Raw genomic sequence first — 25,659 nt, forward strand, 5'->3', positions numbered from 1 at the left:
TTTCGCTTCATTAAAGACTACAGCCTGTACTTACTACAAACCAAGGTGGGAAACCAACATGAAAATGAATTCCTTGTATACTCGGATCCATACCATAGTTAAACACTTGGAACGTGCACGACTGACCTCAAAGACATATATACCGGAGCTTTATCATAAAGAAAGTGGTTACCACTCCTGGGAACTGGTGCATGAAGACCCTTCCTCCTGGAACGTATTTCGTAAAGGTGATGGCTGGGGCGGTAAAGATGTACACAGCTGCTTCAAAACCCGGATTCGCATCCCGGATCATATGGAAGGAAAAAAAGTCGTATGTACCATTGTCACCGGTGCGGATGATATCTGGAACTATGATAATCCGCAATTCCTGGCATTCCTCAATGGGGAATTGATCTGTGGTCTGGATGTGAACCATACGGAAATTGACCTGACACCTGCTGCGGCAAAAGGGGAAGAATTCGAACTGGCTTTATATGCGTACTGTAGTACTTCGGCGGCCGATGTCTTTCTCAATGTCTATGTAGCTGAGCATCATCAGCCTGTCACCGATCTATATTACGATCTTAAGGCTGCGCTCGATGCTGCGGATCTGCTACGTGAGGATGATCTGGAGCGGCTGAATTTGGTCGAACATCTGAATAAAGCCGTGAATCTACTGGATTTGCGTCAGGAGAACAGCGCAGAATTCCATGCGTCGGTACCGGAAGCGCGCCAATATCTGCAAGATCATGTCTATGGTGATGTCCGCCCTGCTGGTGATCACATCCCAACCGTTCACTGTATCGGACACACGCATATCGATGTGGCATGGCTATGGACATTGGATCAGACCCGGGAGAAGGTCATTCGCAGCTTCGCGAGTGTATTGTATCTGATGGACAAGTTTCCAGAATACACGTTCATGTCCTCGCAACCCCAGTTATATGCGTACCTGAAAGCAGACTACCCGTCTCTCTATGAAAAAATCAAGGAAAAGGTAACCGAAGGCCGCTGGGAAGCCGAAGGTTCGATGTGGCTGGAAGCTGATTGTAACTTAATCTCCGGCGAATCCATGATCCGTCAGATTATATACGGGAAACGTTTCTTCAAGGAAGAGTTCGGCGTAGAGAACCGTGTGCTCTGGTTGCCGGATGTATTTGGTTATAGTGCAGCGATGCCGCAGATTATGCGTAAGAGCGGCATTGATTATTTTATGACAACCAAAATTGCCTGGAATGATACAAATCAGATTCCAAACGACACGATGTACTGGAGAGGAATCGACGGATCAGAGGTCCTGACCCATTTCATCACAGCAACAGACTATGACAAACATCCTGATTTCAGGCAGCGCCGCTTCGAAACGACCTATAATGGACGATTTAATGCTTCGCAAGTGAAAGGCACGTGGCAGCGATACCAGAACAAAAACATCAATGCAGATGTCCTGCAATGTTTCGGATTCGGGGATGGCGGCGGCGGACCAACTGAGGAGATGCTGGAGCATGGCAGACGACTTGATGTCGGATTGCCGGGTGTACCCGCGGTGAAACGTACCTTTGTACGCGAGTTTTTCGAGAAGCTGGAGCAAAATCTGGCGGATGTTCCTTCCGTTCCCCGCTGGTCGGGAGAGCTGTATCTGGAGTATCACCGAGGTACCTACACGTCCATGGCGCGCAACAAACGGTACAACCGTCATAGCGAATTTGCACTGGCCGATGCCGAACTGTATGCCATGATTCATCGTCAGGCGAATGCACAGGCGGCCTATCCAACCGCTGCACTGGAGCATGCATGGAAGCTTACGATGCTGAACCAGTTCCATGATATTCTGCCGGGCAGCTCCATTGAGCAGGTATATGTGGATTCCAAGGAGCAATATGAAGAAGTTCTGCGTGTCACGGATGAGCTGAAAGACAGCGCACTGAAAGGCATTGCGAGCCAAATTACATCTGATGACGAAGCCATTGTAGTATTCAACACGACCGGATTTGTACGGACGGATGTGGTTGAACTGCCTGCTTTTGCGAGAAAAGTGACCGTCTATGATGGAGATCGCCCTGTACCCAGCCAGCGTACTCCCGAAGGCGGACTCGTGTTCCTTGCAGAGAACGTACCTGCATCAGGGTATAAATCCTTCCGAATTACACCGGATCTGACAGACGAACTTGTCGCGGGCGTATCGGTTGCACAGTGGGAAGCCAATCAGCGCCATATCCATACACCTTGGTACGATATTCAACTGAATGAAAGTGCCGAGTTCATATCCGTATGGGACAAGCTGGAGGGGCGTGAGCTGCTTCAGTCTGGCAAGCGTGGTAATGTGCTGCAAGTGTTCGAGGATCGACCTGCGGAATACGAGGCATGGAACATTGACGACTATTATGAACAGCATATGTGGGAGATTAACGACCTACAGTCACTGGAGTGGGTTGAAAGCGGGCCGGTGCGTTCCGTGTTGCAAGTGACGCGACAGTTCCTGGACTCTGTCGTTGAACAAACGATCATCTTCTACGCGCATACACGCCGAATTGATTTCCGTACGTTTGTGGATTGGAAACAGGAGCATTTGCTGCTGAAAACCGCCTTCCCGCTGGACATCTGGAGTGAGAAAGCGGTCTACGAAATCCAGTACGGCAACGTTGAACGTGCTACCCACCGTAATACGAGCTGGGATCAAGCCAGGTTCGAAGTGTGCGGACAGAAGTGGGCTGATCTGGCGGAGAACGGGTACGGTGCGGCACTGCTGAACGACTGCAAATACGGATATGACATTCATAACTCGGTGATGCGACTATCACTGATCAAGAGCGCAACGTACCCGAATGAAAATGCCGACAAAGAGCAGCACGTATTCACCTACGCACTTTATCCGCATCAGGGCGACTTCCGTGAAGGACGTGTCATCCAAGCCGCTTATGATCTCAACCGTCCTCTGGTTGCCCGTGAGATTGCATCGCAAACCGGTACATTGCCGGGAATATGGTCACTGGCATCGGTAGATCAGGATAATGTCGTGCTGGAGGTTATCAAAAAAGCCGAGAACAACGATGATATGATCATCCGTCTCTATGAAGCACATGGCCGCCGCAGCCGTGCTTCCCTGCAATTGCCTGAGGGAGCAGGTGCTACGGCGTATGCGTGTGATTTGCTCGAGAACAACGAAGCAGAATGCGCCGTGGAAAATGGTCGAATTACTTTTGATATCAAACCGTATGAGATTCTGACCTTCCGTATCCCTGCCGGACACTAAACAGAACTTACGTAACATGGAAAACTGCAACAATGCTTACTATGCTTCAACAATAAAGGGCTGCCTCCTGTCATATCTGACATGGGAGCAGCCCTTCATTTGTCGTTCTTTAAAATTCTTCGTACTCGCTTGGGTCCTGATCCCACAACCGTCCATCCGGACGATTAAATGCAGAGATGACCTGCATCTCTTCTGTGCTCAACTCAAAATCGAATATATCGATATTTTCCTGCTGATGCTGCAAGGAGCCGGCTTTCGGAATTGGAATGGAACCCAGCTGAACATGCCAGCGCAGAATGATCTGGGTTGGCGTTTTGCCATGCGTTTCCGCGATTCGAAGAATGTTCTCATCCTTGAGAATATCCTGTACGGCATCATTGCCACGTCCAATCGGACTCCAGGATTCGTTCACGATGCCATGCTTCGTATCCTGTTCACGCTGATCGGCTTGGTCGAAGAATGGATGCAGCTCAATCTGATTCAGACTCGGTGCTATGCCCGTTTCCTTGATCAGCCGTTCATTGTGCTCAGGAAGAAAGTTACTCACTCCAATGGATCGGATATATCCACGCTTTTTGGCTTCGATCAGCGCTTGCCATGCCTCGACATACATGTCCTTCTTCGGATTGGGCCAGTGAATCAGATACAAGTCGTAATAATCCAGATCCGCTCTGTACAGGGATTCCTGGATCGCCACGAGTGCTTTATCCTGAGCGTGATAACGCCCCGGCAGCTTCGAGGAAATGAGCAGTTCTTCTCTGGCGATGGAGCTTTGCTTGATTGCTCTGCCCACCGTTGCCTCATTCTCATAGTTATACGCTGTATCTATTAATCGATACCCCGCATCCATTGCGGACGCGATCGATTTAACACCTTCTTCACCTTTTAAACTATAGGTACCAAATCCAATTGCAGGTACTTTCAAGCCATCGTTCAATGTATATTCCGGAATGTGATGATTCATGTGAGAACTCTCCTTTACGAAAGGTATGCTTCCTATTTTAATGCGACAAAATGACATGTGCTCTCGGTTATCTCTAACCTTTCCTTAAGCGCTTGAATCAATTGTACATCATCATCGAGAATCCCTTCGACCTCTCGCTCTGTTCACACGGTAAGCCAACCTCTCTAATAAGAGGAAAGTCGCCTCTTCATTCGAGGGAAGAGATAGTCTTGGCTGATAAAGGTCGATTGCCCAAAAAGTCTTTGATGGCAGCAGCTGCCCGCTTATACCCGCCAGCATCATGCAGTGTGTTCCCAATCACTCCTGCATGTTCCCTGTAGGAATCATTGCCGAGCACCTCTAACACCGCGGTTCTCAGCACCTCAGGTGTAAGGTTGTTTTTATCCACGATGACCCCCGCTCCCAGCTCCTGCACACGGCTTGCTACATGAGGCTGATCCGAGGTTAACGGGAGCATGATCAACGGCACATGGTAATACAACGCTTCGCTTGCACTGTTCATACCTGTATGTGTCAGAAACGCATCGACATGTTGCAGCACTTCCAACTGAGGCAGGTACGGTCTAATGATGAAATTGTCGGGAATAAGATCCGCAATCGGCTCCAGATCGGTATCCTTTCCCGAAGCCAATATAAATTGCACAGGCAAATCACGAAAGGCTGCAAAGCAGAGCTTATACAAATCAAGGTCTCTATTTAAAATGGTCCCCATCGAAATATAAACCGCCTGTTTATACATAGCTCGAAGAGACTCGTATGCAAAAGCAGGCGCATCCTTACGAGGAATAATGGAGGGGCCAGTGAACACAAAGCTGTCGTCCAGCTTGTCCCCCATGGGTTGAAAATAGCGGCTTGTATAGACAATCTTCAGTTGTCCTGAATGCCCTGAAAGATCTTTCAAAGAAGGCACAGCTACATTGAACTGGGCAGCCAATTGCTTGGACATCTCCATGATTCGATTATATAGCTCCTGAACCTCCTCATTGTCATCCTTCAGATTATGACTACCTGACCCGAGAGGCTCTACAAAAACAAAGGTGCTGGTCGAGCAGATCGTGGGTATCCCCAGCTTTTCGCCCAAAATTTGTCCGCCCCAGCCGATTAAGGAATCAAAAATTAAATAGTCATAGGTTTCTTTTTCGATCAGATTCAGAACATCCGGAATAAACCGTTGAATTATTTTTTTCAGAATCATATATAAGAATTGGTACGGATGCTTGATTTCAAATGGCTTCATATTGGGGTTGTTGAGTAGGGTTGCCTCGCTGAAGGAGTAAGCTTTAAATTGAGCACCTAACGCTTCAATCTTCGTCCGGTATTTTTCAGTACAACAATAGACGACCTCATCTCCGCTCTCTATCAACTCCTTGATTAATCCGAGCGACGGATTGATATGCCCTTCTGCAGGCATCATCACAACTAACACACGTGCCACGAAGCTCACCTCCATCAAATTTTCCAATAATCAAAGCGGTACATGTATATCCATATGATTGAGAAGATAAAAAAAATAGAATATGGAAATCAGACCCATATAAATATACTATTAATAATTTCCATTTTTTTAAATGGTATGTATGTCACTTTTTAAACAAAAAAAAGCACCTTTACGGTGCTTCGAATCTCAATATCCGCTCGAATATTGTTTATCCTCTTTCAGTTGCACAATGTCATGTCCGGTTGGATTCTGGAAGGCCCGCAGTCCAAATGTTGACGCCACCGCGAAGATATGGTCAAAGATATCCGCCTGAACGTTCTCATATACACCCCAGTTGATATCATTGCTAAATGCATAGATTTCCAGAGGCAGCCCGCGATCTTCTGGTGCTAATTGTCGCACAATCATCGTCATATCTTTATTGATTTTTGGATGATTTCTCAAATATTGATGGATATATTCCCGGAATACACCGACATTTGTCAGCTGTCTGCCGTTCACGTTGCTTTCAGTATTCACCTGGTGCTCCATGTTGTACGCTTGAATTTCTTTAAGTTTGGAAGTGACATAATCCGTCAGGTAATGAATCTTCTCAAATTCCGCCACCATCTCTTCCGTACAAAAACGAATACTGCTGATGTCAATATAGATACTCCGCTTAATCCTTCTGCCACCGGACACCTGCATGCCTCTCCAGTTCCGGAACGAGTCCGAAATAAGGGCATAGCTTGGAATCATCGTAATCGTTTTATCGAAATTCATCACTTTCACTGTGTTCAATGTAATGTCGATTACATCGCCGTCCGCATTATACTTGGGCATCTCGATCCAGTCTCCGACGCGCACCATATCGTTTGACGATAGCTGTACACCAGCCACGAGACCAAGGATCGAGTCTTTGAACACGAGCATTAATACCGCCGATAGTGCCCCAAGTCCACTGAGGATAATGAGCGGATTTTGTCCGATCAGGCTAGAGATGACGATAATACCCCCGATAATGAACAGAACGATCTTGGCTACCTGAATGTAACTCTTGATTGGGCGAATCTTCGACACCTCATAGGTACGATAGATATCATCGAATACATTAAGCAAAGCATTCAGTACCGTGATCATGATGACTATCATGTAGGTCATTGCTGCTTTTTCAATTATGGCCTGATAGGGCGAGAAAATATAAGCCGAATAATAGATTATAATGGCTGGCACGAGATGCGACAGCTTCTGAAATAAATTTTTCTGAACCACGATGTGGCCCCACTTGAAACGGTTGTTACTTACAATACGATGCACCGTCTTCAGTACCACTCGCTTGGCTATCACATTCGCCAATATCGAGATCACTGCTATAAAAATAATCATAATGATGTTTGAAAGATAACCAATGGAGGGTCCACTCATGCCGAGTTCTTCTAGTTGATTTTTGATAAAGTCCATTGTTTCCTCCTGACATAATCTAGTTTAGCCTATTATTATAAAGTAGTTTGAGAGGGCAAGCAAAGTTTGTGCTTTCGCTCCGTTCTTCCTATATAAATTATATATAAAAAGGACCCTGTCATTCAAAGAATGATGGGTCCACTTGATTATGTTATCTTTTCATCCTGCTCATAAGAAATGTCCAGCAGCTCAGTTACCGTAACCAATTGATACCCTTCTGCGACCAGTTCCTCCACCAGCACACGAACCGCCTCCACCGTCTGGGAACGATCCCCGTACCCGTCATGGAATATCAGCACGCTTCCAGGTTTTACCGCAGACCGGGTATGCTCCACGATATGCTCAACGCCAGGATTATCCCAATCTTTCGCATCACCATTGACCGCACCAATCGTGCGATATCCACGCTCCGCTGCCAGAGACAGTATATCATCGTTTACACCAAAATATGGCGGGCGGAAGCAGCGGGCAGGTTGCCCCGTAACTTCTTGAACAAGATGTTCTGCGCGTTGCAACTCTTCCCCGGCTTCCTCCAGCGTCAGCTTGGTCAAGTCGGGATGCGTGTATGTATGGTTTGCGATCTCATGCCCTTCACGGTATACCTCCGCCGCAATCTCCGGATGAGCCTCTATCTCTTTACCAATCATGAAAAACGTTGCCTGCCCACCGGCACGACGGAATATCTCAAGTACTTGAGGTGTATACACCGGATGCGGCCCATCATCAAACGTAAACGCCACAACCTTTTCCCGAACAGACTCCTGCTCTACCATCGCGATATTGACCATACCCTAATGACCCCTCTCTGCAACTGACTGGCTACATACCCCTTATTATTCCATGTTCATAGACCGCGGTCCAGTCCAGAGATCACACCTTGCGAAATCCTGAATCAAGCCGATATCTACCAGAAAGAGAGTACAGTGAGCGAGCAGCAAGCGCTTCTACCGCCACGCCCTCCAGTCCAGCCTCCAGCTAACCTTTGATCGCACCTGCGATCATGCTCTTCTGCACCTGTTTGTTCAACAGCAGATAGATGACCACCGTTGGCACCGTCGTAATCATCAGTCCCGCACCAATGATGCCCCATTGCGTAATGTACGTTCCCACCATCGACATCATGCCCACCGTTAATGTCTGATAAGCCGTGTTATTGATAAACGTGACCGCAAACATCAGCTCATTCCAGCACGACAAAAACGTGAAGATGGCTACCGTTGATATAGCCGGGGTTACCAGAGGCAGAATGATAGAGAAAAACGTCCGGTAGATGCCGCAGCCGTCGATAACCGCCGACTCTTCCATCTCTCTCGGGATACCTTTGAAAAAACTGCCCAGAATGAATACCGCCATCGGAATGCCAAATGCCACATAGGGAATGATCAGTGACCAGTAGCTGTTGAGCAGGCTCAGATTCTTCAAAATAATAAACAATGGCAGCAGCGCCGCATGGATCGGCACCATCATACCCAGCAAAATAATCGTCATCGTGAGCCCGCTGAGCTTCCAATTCATTCTTGTGATTGCGTATCCCGTCATCGAAGACAAGATCAGTACCAAGACAATGGAGGCAGCTGTGACCAGCACGCTATTCATAAAATAGGTCAGCACATGGCCATCGGACATGGCTTTGGTGTAATTGCTCCACAGAAACGCCTTCGGCAATCCGGCAACATCGCCGCTGAAGATTTCACTGTTATCCTTCAAGGAAAACAGCGCCAGCCAGATGAGCGGGTAGATCTGCACAATTGCAACGAGGATCAGAAACGCTTGCAGGAACACTTTCCCGATCGGTCCGGAGATGGACCTTGGCTTGGGCTTTTTTTGCAACATGACTTCTACGGTACTCATGCCTCATGCCTCCTTCTATTCCGTTTTGAACAATGAATTAATGAGGATCGTACATACCAGACACTCCACAATGATAAAGACCGAGATTGCACTGCCATATCCGTACCGGAACGTATCAAAAATGGTAGCGTACATCAGCGTGCTCGGCACTTCAGTGGTGTAGAACGGCCCGCCGCCCGTTAGCACATAGATCAGGTCAAACACCTTGAATGCACCGATGACCGAAAATACAAGGCTTACCTTCAGGATGGGCTTCATTAAAGGGATCATAATGGACCACGCCGTGCGAAGACGTGAAGCACCATCCATTCTTGCAGCTTCAAGCACATCCTGCGAGACGGATTTCGCCCCTGCGTACATCAACAGCATGTGATACCCCACGTACTGCCACAAGGTTGGAATAAACGATGCCGCCAGGGCGGTGTCCTTCTGCCCCAGCCAGTCCTGTGCCAGGCTGGATAAGCCGATACTTTGCAGCAGCACGTTCAGCAGACCATAATCGGCATTGTAGATTTTCGACCACAACTGGGCAATAACCACGGTCGAAATCAACACCGGGATGAAATAGACCGTCCTGTAGAATCCTTCCCCCTTGACGTTGGACGCCAGAATCAGTGCGAGCACCAGCGAGATCGGCAGTTGAATGAACACCGAAGCACCAGCAAACAGCAGGGAGTTTTTGATCGAATTTAGCACCCGGGTATCCTTAAACATCTCCACATAGTTGTCCAGACCGATAAATGTACCCCTACCTACGCCGTTCCAGTCCAGCAGACTGTAATAACTGGAGACAAAGATCGGAATAAGCACAATCCCGCAGAACAGAATCAGTGTGGGCAGTACAAAGACAGCTATGGTGCCTTTATTGGAAAATACAGAGTTCATTGTTGTTCTCCTCTCAAAGGCGTGACCGGGATATGCCGGACCACGCCTTGTTTGGGTTCATCTTCATTGTTAGCAGGCTTCAGCTTGGCAAGCTCACGAGCTTACACGTGTATGGATTATGCGCATATTAGCCTGTGCGATCTACAGGCTCAGCTCTGTTGGTTTGAGCTGTGCCATCTGTTTGCAGAACTCCTCCGGTGTTACATCGCCGGCAAGCAGTTGGGCAATCAGGTTTTTGTGCGCTTCGGCAGACTCCGCTGGCAGAATGTTATCCCACCACGCGATGAATGAGGTCGCCGTTTTCATAATATCTGCCGCAGACAGATCCAGGGAGGACAGACTGGACGTGTCGAGTGCATCGGTTTTCCAGCTTGGCAGACCAGCTCCGGCCAGGAAACCTTGCGTACCGAGCTGTTCGCTCAGATACATGAGGAATTCCACCGCTTCTTTCGGATGCTTGGTATTCTGGTTAATGTAGAAACCATCGACGGCTCCGCCGAAGATTTCGGTATTTGTGCCTTGCCCATCCTCAAACACCGGGAACGGAATCACTTTCACTTTGCCTTTGACTGCCGAAGACGGGTCCTCAATTCCTGCATTCACCCAATTGGCCTGGAACATCATCGCCCCGTTGCCTGCATTAAATGCCCCGAGCATCTCGTCATAGCTCATGCTGAACATGCTGCTGTTGAAAGCCCCTGCTTGCGCAAGCTGCTGCATCTTGGTCGCGGCGGCAACAAAGTCGGGCGAATCCCACTTTGACGGATCTTTAAAGGCTTCCATCACCGCAGCATTGCCTGCCTGACGCATCGCAATAATGTCGTACCAGTACATGCCCGGCCAGCGGTCCTTTTCCCCAATTACAGCTGGAGTGATACCTGCCGCTTTCAGCTTGGAGACTGCATCCAGCAGTTCGTTATAGGTGGTCGGAATCTTGGCACCTGCCTGCTCGAACAGTTCCGTATTCACGTAAAGGTTGGCGATATGTGTGTACACGGGCAACGTGTAGATTTTGCCGTCCATATTGATCGCCTCAGCCATACCCGGGCCCATCCGTTCTTTGATATCGTCCGTCAGGTAACTTGAGATTTCCAGCACATTACCGGATTTGATGTACGGCTGCATGAAGCTGCCGCCGCCCATGCCATAGAACAGGTCTGGCGCTTCACCAGCCGCAATCGATGTTTTGACTTTGGTTTTGTACTGTTCTCCTGTTGTGCCCGTACGTTCAACCTGAATGTCTGGATGCTCGCTGTTCCATTTCTCCACAATCTCGGGCAGCAGCTTGGCCGAAGGATCGGTATTGCCGACCGATTGATCCCATAGCGTCAGCTTGATCTTTCCATTACTTTCCCCCTGTGCACCGCCGGACGAATCGGATGAACATGCTACCAGACTACTTACAATGCCCAGCGTCAGAATTAGACTTGCTGATTTTTTTAATAGCGCTTTCATATCTACGGACCTCCCTATGTGTTTTCGTTGGTTCTAGCCCATATTTTAGTCAAACTGTGCTTTGTTCTCCATTTAGAAAACAGGCATCGATTTGTAATTTTCGAACATATGTGGAATTGGAACCGGAAGTGCACACTCACACCTTATCTGCACTCCCCACACTCCCCCAACACTCCAGACTACACTCTCGTTTTTCATGTTTTTACATTTCGATATTCATTCATGGATCGGCCGATATGTTTTTTGAACAAGACGCTGAAATAGTGTGGGTCCGGGATGCCTACCTGTTCCCCAATCTCATAACCTTTCAGATCCGTCTGTTTCAGCAGCAGTTCAGCCTTCTTCATGCGGAGTTGGGTCAGATATTCCACAAATGTCTGCCCGGTTTCTTTTTTCATCAGCCGCCCCAAATGGCCCGAACTTACGTAAAAAGCAGCCGCGGTGCTGGAAAGCCCCACTTCCGCATTGCCCATGTTCTCTTCAAGATAAGCCATGACCCGGTCGATCAGATTGCCTTCCTTGGTCTGTCGCTTGGCTTGTATGACATCCGATACGGTGCGGATATGCTGCTCCAGCATACTTTTTAGTTCGGGCAGATGATTTGCTGTAAAAATGGCCGCAACGGCCTCTTTGTTCAATGCGTGCTCTCCCTCAAGCTGCTGCTCTATAGCAGCACGCTGGCACTCCGTAACCACATCCAAGGCTGCCATCCGAAACTGTGAAACATCCGAGAACGACACAGACAGTATACGCTCCAGTAACAATACGGCTTCTTCCCCCGCACCAACACTGACGTAAAATTGCAGTTGTTGGAGCAGTTGCACATCCGAGTGGTAGGGCCTTTTCACGCCTTCGATGATCAGATCCTCGAAGCAAATGACCTGATTTTTTCCCACAAATGCCTGATAATCGAGTGCACGACAAGCTTCCCGGTAGCCCACACAAGCCTTTTCCCATCTTGATTGCCATTGCCCAATCCCTACGGTTACATCCACTTCGCATCCTTCGAGTTTAAGCGAATGTTGAAGTTCTTCCTGAAGCTGCTGCACCTGATTGGCAAATTCCGTATCCGTACCAAGCGAGAGCACAACGATCCGGTTATGCGGATCCATGACGATAAGGGTTTGCGAATCCTGCGGATAAAATGCCTGCACCTGCTTCATGCCTACCATTCGGAGCAGAATATGTATTTCCTCAGCGGGTTGTGGATGGGCTTCTGTCTGATGCCAGCTTAAATGGGTTTGATCGTGTTGAGGCTCTCGTTGAACTTGGCTGAGTTGGTGAGGTTGACGGGCTTGATGAGCTTGATGAACTTGATGAGCTGTCTCGGGCAGATGTGGATATACCTCTGGTGCAGCTATCTTCGCTTGCGGTACAGCAACCTCAACCTCCATTACTGCGATGCGTAATCCAGGTTCACCAGACGAGATAGGAATGCCGAAGAATCGCGCCTTCTCGTATAGTTCATCCTCAGGCACCACATGACTTAACCATTGATTTACAAACCTCTCTCTGAGATAAGGCAAGCTCTGCTCCATTTCCTCCCGTAACTTCATCAGCTCGTACTCACGTCCAATCTCCTGCTCAATCGCCAATCGCAGCTTCGCCGTAACCTGTAATAACTCAGAAGCACGAATGGGTTTCAAAATAAAATCGGATATGCCCAGCTTCACACTCTGACGAGCATATTCAAATTCATCATGTCCCGTCACTACCACGATTTTTATGTTCGGGTAACGCTGCATGAGAATGCCGCTCAGTTCAATGCCGTCCATCTTCGGCATGTATATATCCGTGAATACGATGTCTGGACGCAACAGCTCCACCTGATCCAAAGCCTCCACAGCATCGGAGGCTTCGCCAACGATGGACATGCCTTGTTGTTCCCAATCGATACGCATACGCAGCAGATTTCGGATGAGGTATTCATCGTCCACAATCAATACCTTTAAAGGTTCCACAGTTAATTCCATGATTCATTGGCTCCCTTCGGGATCGTTATCATAATGGTGGTTCCTTTTCCAACCTCGCTCTCCAGCTTGAGTCCATTCTCTCTTTCGTAGAAAATGCGAAGCCGCTCCATCGTGCCCCATAAGCCAAAGCTTGGATTGTGTTTAGAGTTATAGGTAATCTTAGAAAGATTAGAAAGATCGGAAGAATAAAGATTAGTTGAATTAGAGCGGTTAGATGAGTTAGTTGAGTCAGAACGGTTAGAACTGTGTATTTCTTTGCGTTGAACCTGCTGTATCTCTTCCCCGGATATGCCGACTCCGTCGTCAGTAATCGTTAGAAGTACCCCTTCCTTGAATCGACGTGCTTGAATGCGTATCGTGCCTGGGCTGCCTTTGGGGCGAATGCCATGATACAGTGAATTTTCCACCAGCGGCTGGAGTACGAGCTTGGGAATCATCACCCGCTCACAATCTGGAGCAATATCGTACTGCACCTCAAATACACCGGGGTAGCGCACCTGCTGGATCGTCAGATAATTGCGTACAATCTCTACCTCCTCGTGCAGTGTAATCAGTTCACGGCCTTTGCTGACACTCAGTCGATAGTAACTTCCAAGCGCTTCTAACAGCTCACATACCTTATCGTTCATGCCCGACATGGCCAGAGAGGTGATGGAATCCAGTGTGTTGTATAAAAAATGCGGCTTGATCTGCGCCTGAAGTGTATTCAGCTCTGCACGGCGGATTGTCTGCTGCTCCTGAATGATTCGTTTCAGCATCTGGTCAATCTGCTCAATCATCTGGTTGTATCCTCCATATAGCTGTGCGAACTCGTAGCTGTTCAGTTCAACCGTCACTTTGCGGAAGTTGCCACTTGGCGCTTTCTGCATGGCGCGAAGCAGCTTGTGAATCGGCTTGATGACACTGCGCGAGATGATGAACGAACTGACAAAAAAGACAGTTCCGTTCACCGCCAGTAGAATCAACGCAAGCAGCACCATGGATTTATTACGGGTATCCATAGCCCGGTATGGACTCATGCTGATGAATTTCCATTGATCATCACCAGCCGAACGATAGGTTACCGCATATTCCTGACCACCCGATTGCAAGGTGATGAAGCCGGAGGACTGCTCGTGAAATATTTGTTTTAACTTGGCCTGATTGGCCTCTAACATCTCGTACATCCCTTCCTGTCCAGAAGCCGCAGACAAGGATATGGATGCGTCGGATACCGCAGGTACGCCCTTCTTTCCATCAGTTGCGTTGGTTGCGATCACCCGCTGATGCTCATCCAGAATGGCCACCTGAAATGAATCCGGTGCAGACAGGTTGGCGTAGGCTTGAGCGATGGATGCCCCCTTGATGTTCATGACCAGAAATCCAAGCGGAGACGTATCATCCAGATCCCGAATGAGGCGAATAAATGAGACTACCTCTTGCCCATCATTTTCTCCCGTCGCCGAGACTCCGCTGTCGTTGTTGCCACCATTCAGCCTGAGCAGATATCTTCCGTTGTGCTTCAAAGCCTGTTCGTACCACGGCGCTTCCTTCACACTCGCTTCCATAAACGTGGGCCATTCCTGTGTACCGACCGAGAATCGGTGACCCGAATTATCGTAAATATAGACTGAATCAATAATTGGAACCGCTTGCATAAGATTGGTCAAATACGCGCTAACCTTGGACTGTGTCTGTAAATTGGAGTACACATTGCCCTGTCGCAGCAGGTTCTGCAAATTGGGATCGGAGAAAATCATCTTCGAATAATTGTTTACGTTCCCGATCATCAGATTAACATTGGTCTCAATGGATGTGATTGTCTGCAGTGATGCTTCATTGATCTTTCGCTGCGCGTCATTTTCCGAGATTCGATTCAACACCAATGCACTGAACGCCACCGTTAGCAGAATAATGACAAAGTAGGCAAACGGGATTTTAAAAGCCAGCGTCTTGGGTTTGCGTCGAATAAACTCTTTGAAACGGGGAGTCCAATTCTTCTTCATTGCACTGGTGTTATCTTTCGTATTTTCGTTTGCTTCTGCATTGGTCTCGACATCTGATGCTGTTGCTGTTGCTTTCGCTTCAATCGTTGCATCTTCTTCTGGTGCTTCTTCTGCCTCTGTTATTTCTTCTTCAGCTCTGTGTTTCACTGTGACCCTCCTTTGGTTCCGAGGTGTGATGGGTTTATCGGTTGTGATCGGATGACCTGTTGTGAAATCCACCACTCTCTCGGATTTTATACAATTGTATATTATAGGACGGTGTATGGAGGAGGCTCAATTCTATTTATCGCTTGGTGATGACATGACTGAGTAAAGTAGAAATGAGGATGTGGGAAGACGGTTGTTGTGAATACTTCGGGTATGGGGCCCCTTGACTTGAAACCCCAAGGAGCACTACTATTATAAAATTTCGGAGGTAGAGATAAAAAGTCGTGGTTTGTGCCGGATGGAGAGTGATGCGGGGAACGCGGAAGATCTTAATATTAAGAGACGCTGATGAATATCTACCTTGAAATGCGCATACTTTTGAGCAGAATTACGATATGTACGAGCATGCACAAATCTTACTATGGGCCGTGTGTTGATCGAGTGGTTAAGGTTGTAAAATTCAATCATCGTTTTCTTGTATGATGAATTTAAGTGAGGAAAGTGTCGAGGGCACACCGCCCTCAGGCTGGAGAAGTACCGTTCGTTATGGTAAGAAACAGCAAATCGTGATCAAAGCGAGAATTCGGTAACGCCTTTTTTGGAGGCATATTTGAGCGTGTAGCTTCCTTCTGTGCCATATGGCATCGTAGCGATTTGGATGCGGGTGTAATCCAGCCGACTCTCTCTCAGCACTTTTTTAATTAGAGCTATGCTCCGATCTTTGTCCGTTACCACACAGAAAATGTTCATTACATATTCCTTTGGATCAGCCACACGGCTACCCAGATCACATCCATCCACCTCTCCCAACTCAGCCTGGGTCAGAACGGTTTCCAGATATTCCATCACCTTTTCCTTCAACCAATGATCTCGTTTGCTGCCCTGCGCACTCTTCAGCGGATATTGCACCACAAGCCAGTATTTTTCACTCATTTAGCTTCACCAACCAATCTTTATAGGGATAGGTCATTACATTACGCGTAGAGCATTTGGAACGATAAGGGTACATATGTTAGCCTAACATTCCTCCCGTTCGAAATGGGCTAGATAATGGAACTTACTGCTTTTTGAAATTGTACTGCCCTTCCATTTGCAGGATGGGGAACATGATGATGTTTAATGAGATGGGCGCTTAATGTGTCTGCTGACTTTCTGCCAATAGCCACGATCTGAGCATCTGGATTCAGTTGCATAAGCTGTCTGGCGAATAACACACCATCCTCCAACTCTGCCAAAGTCGGCGTTCGATTCGTCATCCTGTTCTCAGAAGATTGATAGGGATGAAAGGGATAGATGTTCCAAAATATAAAGTCCGTTGGCTTCCACCTTGCACTGGATAACACTTCGCCCCATATGATGGATGCTGTCGGTTCTGCGAATCCATACATTGCCTGACTCCGGTTAGGTTTGGCGATATTGGGCAAGCTGGTTCGGACACCCGGCTCACCTGGAAAAATCATCTGGTGATCCACCAGCGAGTGATGCCCGGTAACCATTCGCTCAGACGTCAAGGGTACGCCGGAGAACCTCGCCCCTTGATATCCCACCGCTTCCGCAATAAAAATGTACCGAGCCTTGCACATTCTTGGTTCGAAATACCTGACCAAATGTTCCGACCGAATCTTCACCGCTTCGGGGCCGATATCATAGCCCGTCACATAATCTTTCCAAGGATTAATCACATTTACTGGCGAGACATACGCTTGTATCCCTGCAACAAACTCGCGGATCTCTTGCTGCGTTTGGCTCATTTTTTTTGCCTCCTTTGGGAGATTACAGAGTATATCGGGCTTGCATCAGCTTATTTTACAAAGATTATATCATAAACAGAAAAACCACCAACCAGAACACTGGTTGGTGGTTTTTGACTTGACTCTAATGGAGGCGAACCGTGGCTTATAAAATCCACAATTCGTTGTTTTGTTATGATGCGTCTTTTTAAGGATATCGCTTAACTAGTTTTTTATTTCTAATTATTCTTTGGATATTTGTATTCATCGAGAGCACTATCGCTTTCATATACTATCTTAACCGCATAGTTAAACATAAGTAACGGAGCCATTACTATTAACAATGAAACCTTTAGAAAAGCATCATTAACTTCATCAGTAATAACTAAAATGCTAAGGGTGAGAGTAGTTCCCCAGATCAACATTCTTCCTATCTCTAAAGCTGGTTTTTGATTAAGACGGAAATGTTCATGCTTTTTGAAGACTGCAAAACTTATAAGGTTCAAGATAATAGGAGCAAATATGTAAAAACCTAAAACTATATACATTCGCACATTACCCGACACACTATTTGGTATAACTTCTATGAGTTTTGTCACCGAGGTTAATGTCGTAAGTAACGGTAAGATAATTTGCACATACAGTGCCAGAATAACAAGCCTTAATTTACTGACCTTACGAAATAAGCCCACTCGATTAAAGTACCACAATGTACTTATATAAAGGAGTATCGCCATATAGAATCCAGGAAAGCGTACATTCCCTAATATCACTACTAGAAAATAGATAATAAAGATAAGTAAATTATCAACATCTCTCTGCTCTAAAATCTCTTGGTTATTGTCCTGTTGCATTTTCTATTATATCCTTTCCTAAGTTTAGTAGTATTCAAAATATGAATTGATATCCATAAAAAGAATCCTTTCAAAATCGAAGGGATTACGTATGCTCAGAGAGTCAGACTTCACCCAAGAGTCATGATAATGCTGAACGAGCTTGAAGTCCTAAAGCTTGAGCAATCGATTATTGAACACAAGCAAAGAAGGTACGAGCCCCAGTTACTGAGTAAGCGCTACGCCAGTGCTATCAAAGTTCAAAGATCATATTGTTACACGAAATCTAAATCAATGGGTTTATTTTCAGTTGCGTAGTTAAAGTATTCTTTATAAAGAGCGTGTTGAACTATTTTTGAAGTTGCATCTCCCTGAAACGCAAAATCCACAATTCGCCGACACGTGGGCTTAGATTGTTCGAGGAGGTTGCTTAGGGCCAAATTTTATATTGTGTCTGAACAGAAAAAAGTCAAAGCCCATTATGTGATTGGGGTCAAAGCCATACCCCATACTTCCAATCTCAACTGGAAATGTTCTACACAAATCATCGATGTCAACCGTATTAAAGTTCTTCGTATCACGTATTCTAAACTTGACTTCGGCGATCAACAGTCGGCTCCTCTCGGGAACCACAATGCCTATTCTCCCGTGTTTCCCCTCACGTTTATCCATATCAGTGAATGGAGGCCCATCGATGCATGTAGTATCGAAGAGGTAACAACGAATATTTAAAACAATTACAATACAACAATGATTCGTAACCAAGGTCGGGGAGTCGAACCCCTGTCCGAAGATATCGACACATAGGCTTCTACGGGGGTAGTCACAGTTTTGATGTCACCCAAGTATCAGTAACCCACAAGAACAGGATTAGCCCAAGCAGGTATGAACTCAACACAATAGATCAAATTACTCTGTATGATTTCTGCAACAATTAAAGGCTCGTATGTATTATCAATGATGATAACCTGATCTGCGATGGCTAGAGCCGGTTTAAGGTTCTTCAATGACTCACCATATCGATAACGAATGTCTTCTTCTGCAATCCAATGTCCACCTTGTTCAACACGAGAGGCAACACGATCTATATGCATTTGAACATCCTCAAGACCGATATAGTAAACGACAATTTCATAATTGTTTTCTTTTGCTATTTCCATATGTTTTAAAACAAATGATCCGGACAATGTCGTTTCAATAGCGAAGTTTACACCACTTTTAATGAGTGATCGGATTCTTTTTACAGCTTCCCTACCAGCAGACAGGTCAGCACTGCGCGGATTCTCTGGCTTCAACTCTCTTGCAATTTGATCCGGATCAACCAGTTCACCAAGCCACTCTCTCATTTGCATGCTAAGTGTACTTTTCCCTGCTCCATTGGTGCCCGCAAACACAGTCATGACTGGTCTGATTTCACTCATGATACTCCAACTCCTGGCGTTTCCCAGTAGCATCAAATATAATTTCGAACTTATTACCCGCAGCATCCTCACGAACGCGTTTGTTATTCTTTATATAGTAAATAGAGGCCCCTGATTCTTTAGCTTGTTTCCGTGCATGTTGACTTGCTTTGTTTAAAATTTCTTGGAGTTGTTTTCGATTTGTAAACATTCTCAGTCCCCCTCCAGTTTTAAATTATCCCTATTATATCACAGACTGAATACCACCAATCAGAACACTGATTAGTGGTGTTATATAGCTTAAATAGTTATCCATCTTTTCTTTCATCTAATTCATAAATCGTTTCATTCTCTTTTCGTGTAAATTTAGCTTGTATTTCCTCATTCTTTTTCCATTTTTTTATTAGCTCTTTTGAGTGATTCCAGTAATTTTTCACTTCCTCTGCTTGAAAAACTCGATGGCCATTAATCCATATTTCAGGGCGTATCTCTTTATTATCATTTATAAAAAGAAGTGCCCTCTCAGGTGAACTACTAAGTCGATAGCTTATAGTGAATCCCCTAGATCGCTTCCTTAAATTATCTACTTCTCTCCATACTTCAAAGTTAAAATAGGTGAAATGACTTCGTTCCTCAGAATGAGTGTAACAATCGCCACACCCTTCACAAGTTAACTCAATTGCATTGTCTTTTTTATAACTCAGTCCGGTACAAATCCTAAATTTATATGTTTGATTGCACTTATTGCATAACAAGCAATCGTCAGCTACTTCTTTTAATATACTCAAAAAGTCAACAATTCTCTGCTGTGTGAAGTCTGTTCCATTATCAGCAGTTAACTTTCGTATCATTTCAGTTTGAAATTTGAATAACGAAAACAACGATCCTTCCCTGACTATTTCTCTAACTAAATTCTTATAATCTGAAATGTGTATATGGTTTTCTTTCTTAATAGCCATTAAGGTCAATGTCCTCACTCCAAATCTATTAATATAATAATTAGTATTACCAGAATAATAGATTGATATACAAAAACAGCCACCAAATGGTGGCCGCTGTTGTTACTATTAATGGAGGCGAGGGGAGTCGAACCCCTATCCGAAGATAACGACACATAAGCTTCTACGGGTGTAGTCACAACTTTGATGTCGCCCGTTATCCCTTACGAGTCATCTCAGTGTCTGTTGATACAGTAATTATTCCCCACCAGTTAATTTTCTAAAAATTTCACCTACTAATTTAATGCTGTTATCCTTGAAACTAAAAATTGAATTAATTTTTGCTATGAGCTTTAAAAGCCGTTCAATGTTACCTTTATCTTGATTATCTTCAATTTTATCCCGATTCATAATTACTGTTCCTAGTGTAGTTGCAACACTGTCGATAATGACCTGTGAGCCATAGAATTTGTATTTTAATAAGGACTCTCTAACATTGTTTAGTTGATAAATAAGTACTTTTTCTAGGCCACTAAGTAATTTACTGTTAACTATAGATTCTTCAAGTTCATAGACTTCTTTGAGTAATTCATGAATTTTTTCATTTTCAACAATTTCTTCAGAACTATTTTCAGATAAATAATCTGCACAACTCTCGAGTGATTGCATTAAACTACTTGAAAAATGATCCTTAAATTTATCCATTCCATTATTAACCGTTAATGGATTTGCATTAAAATAAATTTTGGCAATTCCTTCACTAGTCTGACTAAGAGTATTTTTGTATTTTTCTAATTTTTTCGGTTTTAATCTTTCTAACTCATTTATTCCAATATTGCACATTTTGAATAACTCAGCGTAATTAGTCAAGATTGAAACTCTATCGTTCTCTTCTAATGAAAAAACCTTACTAAATGCACCTTCGGCATTGGTTTTACTAGTTTGTTTAAGTGTAGCAATCAAATTATATAGCCTTCCTACCACATTATCTGATTCAACTTCATTATAATTTTTAGTCATGCTTACTCTCCTTTTTTAGTACTCAACTCAAACTGTTTTTTATTTATTTCAATGAAAAGCTCTATTCAAAACAACTAAAATATTTGCATTTTTCGAGTTCGCTCATGTTCTGTTCGATCTTGAGGTCAACTAAGTTTCTTTTTCCGTCTTAATGAAGCGGACGCATCGTAAGTGATCCGTAATTCACAGCTTTTAGGCATCTTGTAAGATCACATAATTAACCAGATTATCATCGCTTATCAGATATCTTAATATAGATTTTCTCCTATGAAATGCTGCATCCGTAACTCCCGCTTGACTAAGTATTATTAGACTGAATACTGACTTTAATAGTCCCACCAATTGATTTAATTTTGTTTCTAATCCCTCAATACTTTTAGTTGTCCGAAAAGAAGTATTGTAATATTCAGCTAGGCCCATTTGTGCGTTAGAATTCCCATGCACGTACAGACATGCCTTACTGTATTCGTCTTGAATAATTCCTATATTAACCTCTCTAATATGGTTAATAGTATTTCTAAAGCCAGACACACTCTCCATAAGTTCGACATAAGTTATGGTAGTGGTATCTGCAATATCTACAACTATTCTCATAGATTGCTCAATTATAGAACGGATATTTAGATAATAATATCTTAGTTCGCCCAGTTCTATGCTATTTAAGAGGTAATACAAGTCAGATAGCAAAGCTCTATATCTGTAGTCCGTTGGTAGTTGTCTTATTAGGTATTTGACTAATACAATCTTCTTGCATATATTAATAAAATAATTTTTCAGATGCTCTGACGAAGGATTAAAATTATCGTTAACAAAACTTTGTATCTCACCTTTAACAATTCTGAGTTCTTCGAAAGTAGGGTCATAGATTCTATTCATTTATTCCATCCATCCATTTATGCAAGCTATTTTCAACTTTTTTTGAAGTGGGTTTAACCTCACTGCCAGACTTAACGTAGTCTAACAATTTTCTACGGTATTGTTCATAAACGTTCTCTTCAACCATATATATATCTCTGATACACCTAGCCAGTATAGTAGTTCTTGATTTTAATACATATTCCTTATATGCGATATCAAAAACATTCTTCAGAAACGCAGAAATATCCTCGTTTCTAGGAAATACATCTTTCGAAAGGAGAATCTCCGTAACAATGCCTGTCATTTTATATCGAGGAATATTTTTTGATCGAAGTTCACTTTGATATAAATGAAACTGACCCTCCATGTCTATTCCCCTCTCAATCTAAGTAATAATTCATACGATACTGCTCGAATATCCTCTAAAGATCGCTTATATTTTGTAGGTATAGGTCCTTGTAGCCCTACTTGCAAGTCTTTCACTATGCATGAATATCCAGTGAAGATATGTACCCCCTCGACATCTTCTTTTTCCTCAAAACTAGCCTTCATTCTCTCTTGTTTCTGAGACAACGTATCCTCCCTCATCGTATATACTAAACCAATGCAATTCAACTCTTTTTCTTCTTCTCTTGTTAAATTTCGTATTGCCTTTTGTAAAGATGATATACCAATTATAGAATATCTATCAATTCTATTAGGTATCAAATAATAATCAGATGCAAGTAGAGCACTGTCTGTGTAAATTGTTAAAGTAGGGGGACAATCAATAATAATAAGATCATATATTTCTCTAAGACGGTTATCATTAATGAATCTACGCAATCTCTTAACATGTGTGTAATCACTAGATTTATTCGCCAGAACGAGATTTAAATCACCGCAAATAATATCTAGATTTTCTGTCAGGGATATAATTAAACTATCCTTAGTAGGGGATGAGTAACCTTCTCTAAAATCGACTTGAGGTCTAAATAGTTTATTGATTGTTTTCTCAAGTGGTAACACATCAGCAAAATAATCACCGCTATAATAGGCATCAAGCAGTGCCTGAGTTGCATTAAACTGTGGATCAACGTCAATAATGAGTATTTTCTTCTTTTCCTCATGAACGTTAGCTAGATAATCAGCAACCCCAATACTTAGAGTAGTCTTACCGACTCCACCCTTCATATTAATAAAAGATATTATTTGACCGTTTTTTAAACTACTCACTTACTTCGCCTCACTTTTAAATAGTGTGATTGTATATTTAAGTACATGATACTACGCTTTTATAGTTACGGAGAGGAACCATATTAAAAGCCAATGCCAGCCTCAGCAACTTTCCAGACCTATATATGTATAAAAAATTGGATTTCTTCTATAACCACCCTGTAGGTTATCGGCAAGTGATGCAATTCCCTTCTTTTGCTTATCATCTATTTAACTTAATAACTTCCAAACTAGATATAAGTAACATTCCCTGCAATTTAACTAACTTTCTCTATGCTCATTTCCATAGCTAATGGAAATGTAATCCAATTATTTCTCTAATTGCCCAGTCAGGAGGGTTTTCAGCGAATACTTATACGAAGTTCAGCTACACGCTAATCAGTCCCTTTGAAACAGATTTATTCTATATACACATGTTCTCACATTGCCCAAAGTCTGTAAAGGTAGTCGTCGGCTTTTTTCGATACTAATGAACTATATTTTTGCTACTATTGTCTTATTCAACAAAGCATTATTCCTCATCCACATCTGCGGATCGCCATTACCATATCTAATAGATCGTAGAATTTTTATGTGAAAATTCCTCTTAAAACTCTTGTAAGCATACGCGCATATAACAAAGAAAGACCGCCTGAATAGGCGGTCTCACTGATACTACTAATGGAGGCGAGGGGAGTCGAACCCCTGTCTCCCTCATTTTAAGCTGTGTTACTGCTGTTTATCTAGTCTGAAAAAGGTATTTTAACTAAATTTTTTAGTGAGTCGGTGATTATACAATACTAAGACAGATTATGATGTGTTAACTGGTTTGTCTACTTCACGTCTACAAACAACTACACTAATCAATTACAGCTTTAGATATAGCGTTGACGGTACTCTTGTGTACTTTATCAAACGAGTGAGCGTAAATCCTGCTTGTTGTTCCAATCTCAGAATGCCCCATTGCTTCCGAGATAGATTTAAGAGATACACCTTCATTAAAAAGTATACTACACCATGTATGGCGTAAATCATGCAATCTAATTTTTGGTAAATTATGTTTTACGAGAAATGCAGCAAACTGTTCTGTAATAGAATTCACTCTGTATGGTCTGCCGTCTTGTTTAGTAAAGACATAACCAGTATCTTCGAAATTCGCTCCTGAACTCTGCTTCCATGAGGCTTGCAGTTGTCGGTGATTTAAAAGAATACTGTGTAAGCTATCATCAATATGAAGTGATCTTCGGCTTTTTTCTGTTTTAGGCCTCTTTATTATAGTTTCTTTCCCAGCGCTCGTTCGAACTTCATGGATATACAAAATCCTATTGTCCAAATCAACATACTTCCAACGTAATCCGACAATCTCTTCTCTCCGCATACCCAACAATCCTGCTAGATAGATAGGTACTTCTAACTTAGTACCCTTCACAAGTTCTAGAAGTAGTCTAAGTTGTTCTTTAGTGTACGACTGGCCTTCGTATTTTAATTTTTTTGGTAACATCACAGCATCAGCTATATTCCTGTAGACATATTGTTGCTTTAAACCGAAATCAAAAGCCTTGTGTAGTATAGCATGATGTTTGTGTACCGTATTACTTGAAAGACCCTTCTCATTCATTAAATACGTATAGTACTGTTGGATATGATCAGGTCTGAGATTCTCAAGAAACATGCTACCCATATAACTCATGATATGTTTTATTATATTTTTATAACCATACTGTGTCGTCTGTTCACAGTTAGTTTGAACATAGACCTCCATCCAATGATTGAGAAATTGACTTAAAGATAGTTTAGGGGTGTGCACTAATAAGTTTCTTTCTTGATTATAATTAAAATCATTCAATGCTTTCTTAGCTTCTCGTTCCGTTTGAAAAGTTTTATATTTTCTTAATCTCCTACCTTTTACATCAACACCTACTTCCATTGTTAGACGAAATTTATTGCCTATTTTCTGTATACTACCAGCCAATCTTATCCCTCCCCTTCAGAAACATCTACATTGGAAGACATCCCCGAATAGTATTCATATTTATAACTTCTGATCAATATAGGCCCAAAACTGCTGTGAAGGAATGACGATTCGACTACCTATCTTAATTTTCGGAAAATCAGTCTCGTTTACAAGTTTGTATATTGCATTCCTCCCAACAGGTAATAATTTCAGCAAATCAGATACTGAATAAAATTCTTTATGATCAGTTTGGTTATTCAGATTCATAATCTATTCCTCCACACGAAAATAATATATACTTTAACTTTTGTAGTTTTCACTGTCGTAGCTACATTACGAGATACATTGTAGAATTGAAATTC

The 25,659-nt window shown here is 43.7% G+C and carries 22 protein-coding genes; 1 reads left to right on the plus strand and 21 read right to left on the minus strand.

All coding sequences use genetic code 11. The annotated features are described in order from the left end of the window. Positions 1–58 precede the first annotated feature (58 nt). Entirely contained in the window at positions 59–3,232 is a 3,174-nt protein-coding gene (locus J2X75_RS26630) for an alpha-mannosidase (protein ID WP_310342000.1), read from the plus strand. A 109-nt stretch (positions 3,233–3,341) separates the two neighbouring features. Here J2X75_RS26630 and J2X75_RS26635 read toward each other — a convergent pair whose 3' ends face one another. The 21 genes from J2X75_RS26635 to J2X75_RS26735 all read right to left on the minus strand — a co-directional run bounded on the left by J2X75_RS26635 (position 3,342) and on the right by J2X75_RS26735 (position 25,564). Further along, positions 3,342–4,196, minus strand: a complete 855-nt coding sequence (locus J2X75_RS26635; RefSeq protein WP_310342003.1) for an aldo/keto reductase — start codon at positions 4,194–4,196, stop codon at positions 3,342–3,344. A gap of 187 nt (positions 4,197–4,383) precedes the next feature. Next, the gene (locus J2X75_RS26640) at positions 4,384–5,631 is read right to left on the minus strand and encodes a macrolide family glycosyltransferase (protein ID WP_310342006.1); all 1,248 of its coding nucleotides are present in this window, start codon (positions 5,629–5,631) and stop codon (positions 4,384–4,386) included. A 189-nt stretch (positions 5,632–5,820) separates the two neighbouring features. Next, positions 5,821–7,074 carry a mechanosensitive ion channel family protein gene (locus tag J2X75_RS26645; protein WP_307540712.1) on the minus strand — a complete coding sequence of 418 codons (1,254 nt, stop codon included), beginning with the start codon at positions 7,072–7,074 and terminating at the stop codon, positions 5,821–5,823. Between the two features lie 146 nt (positions 7,075–7,220). After that, positions 7,221–7,862: a polysaccharide deacetylase family protein gene (locus J2X75_RS26650; protein WP_310342010.1), complete on the minus strand. Its 642-nt coding sequence runs from the start codon at positions 7,860–7,862 to the stop codon at positions 7,221–7,223. A 187-nt stretch (positions 7,863–8,049) separates the two neighbouring features. Next, on the minus strand, positions 8,050–8,925 hold the full coding sequence (locus J2X75_RS26655; protein ID WP_017691224.1) for a carbohydrate ABC transporter permease: 876 nt from the start codon (positions 8,923–8,925) through the stop codon (positions 8,050–8,052). Between the two features lie 15 nt (positions 8,926–8,940). Beyond that, entirely contained in the window at positions 8,941–9,810 is an 870-nt protein-coding gene (locus J2X75_RS26660; protein ID WP_310342013.1) for a carbohydrate ABC transporter permease, read from the minus strand. A 141-nt stretch (positions 9,811–9,951) separates the two neighbouring features. Then, positions 9,952–11,265 (minus strand): extracellular solute-binding protein, encoded by a 1,314-nt coding sequence (locus tag J2X75_RS26665; protein ID WP_310342015.1) that lies wholly within the window; start codon positions 11,263–11,265, stop codon positions 9,952–9,954. Positions 11,266–11,459: 194 nt separating this feature from the next. Continuing rightward, on the minus strand, positions 11,460–13,238 hold the full coding sequence (locus J2X75_RS26670; RefSeq protein WP_310342017.1) for a response regulator: 1,779 nt from the start codon (positions 13,236–13,238) through the stop codon (positions 11,460–11,462). Then, a complete protein-coding gene (locus J2X75_RS26675) occupies positions 13,229–15,370 on the minus strand; it encodes a cache domain-containing sensor histidine kinase (protein ID WP_310342019.1) in 2,142 nt (713 codons plus the stop codon). Before J2X75_RS26675 ends, J2X75_RS26670 begins: the two co-directional genes overlap by 10 nt. A 570-nt stretch (positions 15,371–15,940) precedes the next feature. Then, positions 15,941–16,303 carry a hypothetical protein gene (locus J2X75_RS26680; protein ID WP_310342022.1) on the minus strand — a complete coding sequence of 121 codons (363 nt, stop codon included), beginning with the start codon at positions 16,301–16,303 and terminating at the stop codon, positions 15,941–15,943. Between the two features lie 110 nt (positions 16,304–16,413). Further along, a complete protein-coding gene (locus J2X75_RS26685; RefSeq protein ID WP_310342025.1) occupies positions 16,414–17,121 on the minus strand; it encodes a uracil-DNA glycosylase in 708 nt (235 codons plus the stop codon). A 218-nt stretch (positions 17,122–17,339) separates the two neighbouring features. Beyond that, a complete protein-coding gene (locus J2X75_RS26690) occupies positions 17,340–17,954 on the minus strand; it encodes a hypothetical protein (RefSeq protein WP_310342028.1) in 615 nt (204 codons plus the stop codon). 827 nt (positions 17,955–18,781) lie between these two features. Next, a complete protein-coding gene (locus J2X75_RS26695) occupies positions 18,782–19,354 on the minus strand; it encodes an ATPase (RefSeq protein ID WP_310342030.1) in 573 nt (190 codons plus the stop codon). Next, on the minus strand, positions 19,347–19,544 hold the full coding sequence (locus tag J2X75_RS26700) for a hypothetical protein (RefSeq protein WP_310342033.1): 198 nt from the start codon (positions 19,542–19,544) through the stop codon (positions 19,347–19,349). Before J2X75_RS26700 ends, J2X75_RS26695 begins: the two co-directional genes overlap by 8 nt. Before the next feature lie 97 nt (positions 19,545–19,641). Beyond that, complete coding sequence (locus tag J2X75_RS26705) at positions 19,642–20,292, minus strand: hypothetical protein (protein ID WP_310342035.1); 651 nt, start codon at positions 20,290–20,292, stop codon at positions 19,642–19,644. Positions 20,293–20,529: 237 nt separating this feature from the next. Further along, complete coding sequence (locus tag J2X75_RS26710; protein ID WP_310342037.1) at positions 20,530–21,291, minus strand: hypothetical protein; 762 nt, start codon at positions 21,289–21,291, stop codon at positions 20,530–20,532. A gap of 192 nt (positions 21,292–21,483) precedes the next feature. Beyond that, a complete protein-coding gene (locus J2X75_RS26715; protein ID WP_310342040.1) occupies positions 21,484–22,167 on the minus strand; it encodes a hypothetical protein in 684 nt (227 codons plus the stop codon). Next, positions 22,160–22,516, minus strand: a complete 357-nt coding sequence (locus J2X75_RS26720; protein WP_310342044.1) for a hypothetical protein — start codon at positions 22,514–22,516, stop codon at positions 22,160–22,162. The genes J2X75_RS26715 and J2X75_RS26720 overlap by 8 nt, the downstream gene beginning before the upstream one ends. Before the next feature lie 2 nt (positions 22,517–22,518). Further along, entirely contained in the window at positions 22,519–23,364 is an 846-nt protein-coding gene (locus J2X75_RS26725) for a ParA family protein (RefSeq protein ID WP_310342046.1), read from the minus strand. An 838-nt stretch (positions 23,365–24,202) separates the two neighbouring features. Further along, positions 24,203–25,315 (minus strand): site-specific integrase, encoded by a 1,113-nt coding sequence (locus J2X75_RS26730; protein ID WP_310342048.1) that lies wholly within the window; start codon positions 25,313–25,315, stop codon positions 24,203–24,205. A gap of 60 nt (positions 25,316–25,375) precedes the next feature. Further along, positions 25,376–25,564 (minus strand): helix-turn-helix transcriptional regulator, encoded by a 189-nt coding sequence (locus J2X75_RS26735; protein ID WP_310342050.1) that lies wholly within the window; start codon positions 25,562–25,564, stop codon positions 25,376–25,378. Between the last annotated feature and the right edge of the window lie 95 nt (positions 25,565–25,659).

This window comes from Paenibacillus sp. 2003, from assembly GCF_031455635.1.
Classification (GTDB): Bacteria; Bacillota; Bacilli; order Paenibacillales; family Paenibacillaceae; genus Paenibacillus; species Paenibacillus amylolyticus_B.

Coding starts and splice junctions, on each gene's coding strand:
- J2X75_RS26630 (WP_310342000.1), top strand. CDS start 59: ATGAAAATGAATTCCTTGTATACTCGGATCCATACCATAGTTAAACAC.
- J2X75_RS26635 (WP_310342003.1), bottom strand. CDS start 4,196: ATGAATCATCACATTCCGGAATATACATTGAACGATGGCTTGAAAGTA.
- J2X75_RS26645 (WP_307540712.1), bottom strand. CDS start 7,074: ATGGACTTTATCAAAAATCAACTAGAAGAACTCGGCATGAGTGGACCC.
- J2X75_RS26650 (WP_310342010.1), bottom strand. CDS start 7,862: ATGGTCAATATCGCGATGGTAGAGCAGGAGTCTGTTCGGGAAAAGGTT.
- J2X75_RS26655 (WP_017691224.1), bottom strand. CDS start 8,925: ATGAGTACCGTAGAAGTCATGTTGCAAAAAAAGCCCAAGCCAAGGTCC.
- J2X75_RS26660 (WP_310342013.1), bottom strand. CDS start 9,810: ATGAACTCTGTATTTTCCAATAAAGGCACCATAGCTGTCTTTGTACTG.
- J2X75_RS26665 (WP_310342015.1), bottom strand. CDS start 11,265: ATGAAAGCGCTATTAAAAAAATCAGCAAGTCTAATTCTGACGCTGGGC.
- J2X75_RS26670 (WP_310342017.1), bottom strand. CDS start 13,238: ATGGAATTAACTGTGGAACCTTTAAAGGTATTGATTGTGGACGATGAA.
- J2X75_RS26680 (WP_310342022.1), bottom strand. CDS start 16,303: ATGAGTGAAAAATACTGGCTTGTGGTGCAATATCCGCTGAAGAGTGCG.
- J2X75_RS26685 (WP_310342025.1), bottom strand. CDS start 17,121: ATGAGCCAAACGCAGCAAGAGATCCGCGAGTTTGTTGCAGGGATACAA.
- J2X75_RS26690 (WP_310342028.1), bottom strand. CDS start 17,954: ATGCAACAGGACAATAACCAAGAGATTTTAGAGCAGAGAGATGTTGAT.
- J2X75_RS26695 (WP_310342030.1), bottom strand. CDS start 19,354: ATGAGTGAAATCAGACCAGTCATGACTGTGTTTGCGGGCACCAATGGA.
- J2X75_RS26700 (WP_310342033.1), bottom strand. CDS start 19,544: ATGTTTACAAATCGAAAACAACTCCAAGAAATTTTAAACAAAGCAAGT.
- J2X75_RS26705 (WP_310342035.1), bottom strand. CDS start 20,292: ATGGCTATTAAGAAAGAAAACCATATACACATTTCAGATTATAAGAAT.
- J2X75_RS26710 (WP_310342037.1), bottom strand. CDS start 21,291: ATGACTAAAAATTATAATGAAGTTGAATCAGATAATGTGGTAGGAAGG.
- J2X75_RS26715 (WP_310342040.1), bottom strand. CDS start 22,167: ATGAATAGAATCTATGACCCTACTTTCGAAGAACTCAGAATTGTTAAA.
- J2X75_RS26720 (WP_310342044.1), bottom strand. CDS start 22,516: ATGGAGGGTCAGTTTCATTTATATCAAAGTGAACTTCGATCAAAAAAT.
- J2X75_RS26735 (WP_310342050.1), bottom strand. CDS start 25,564: ATGAATCTGAATAACCAAACTGATCATAAAGAATTTTATTCAGTATCT.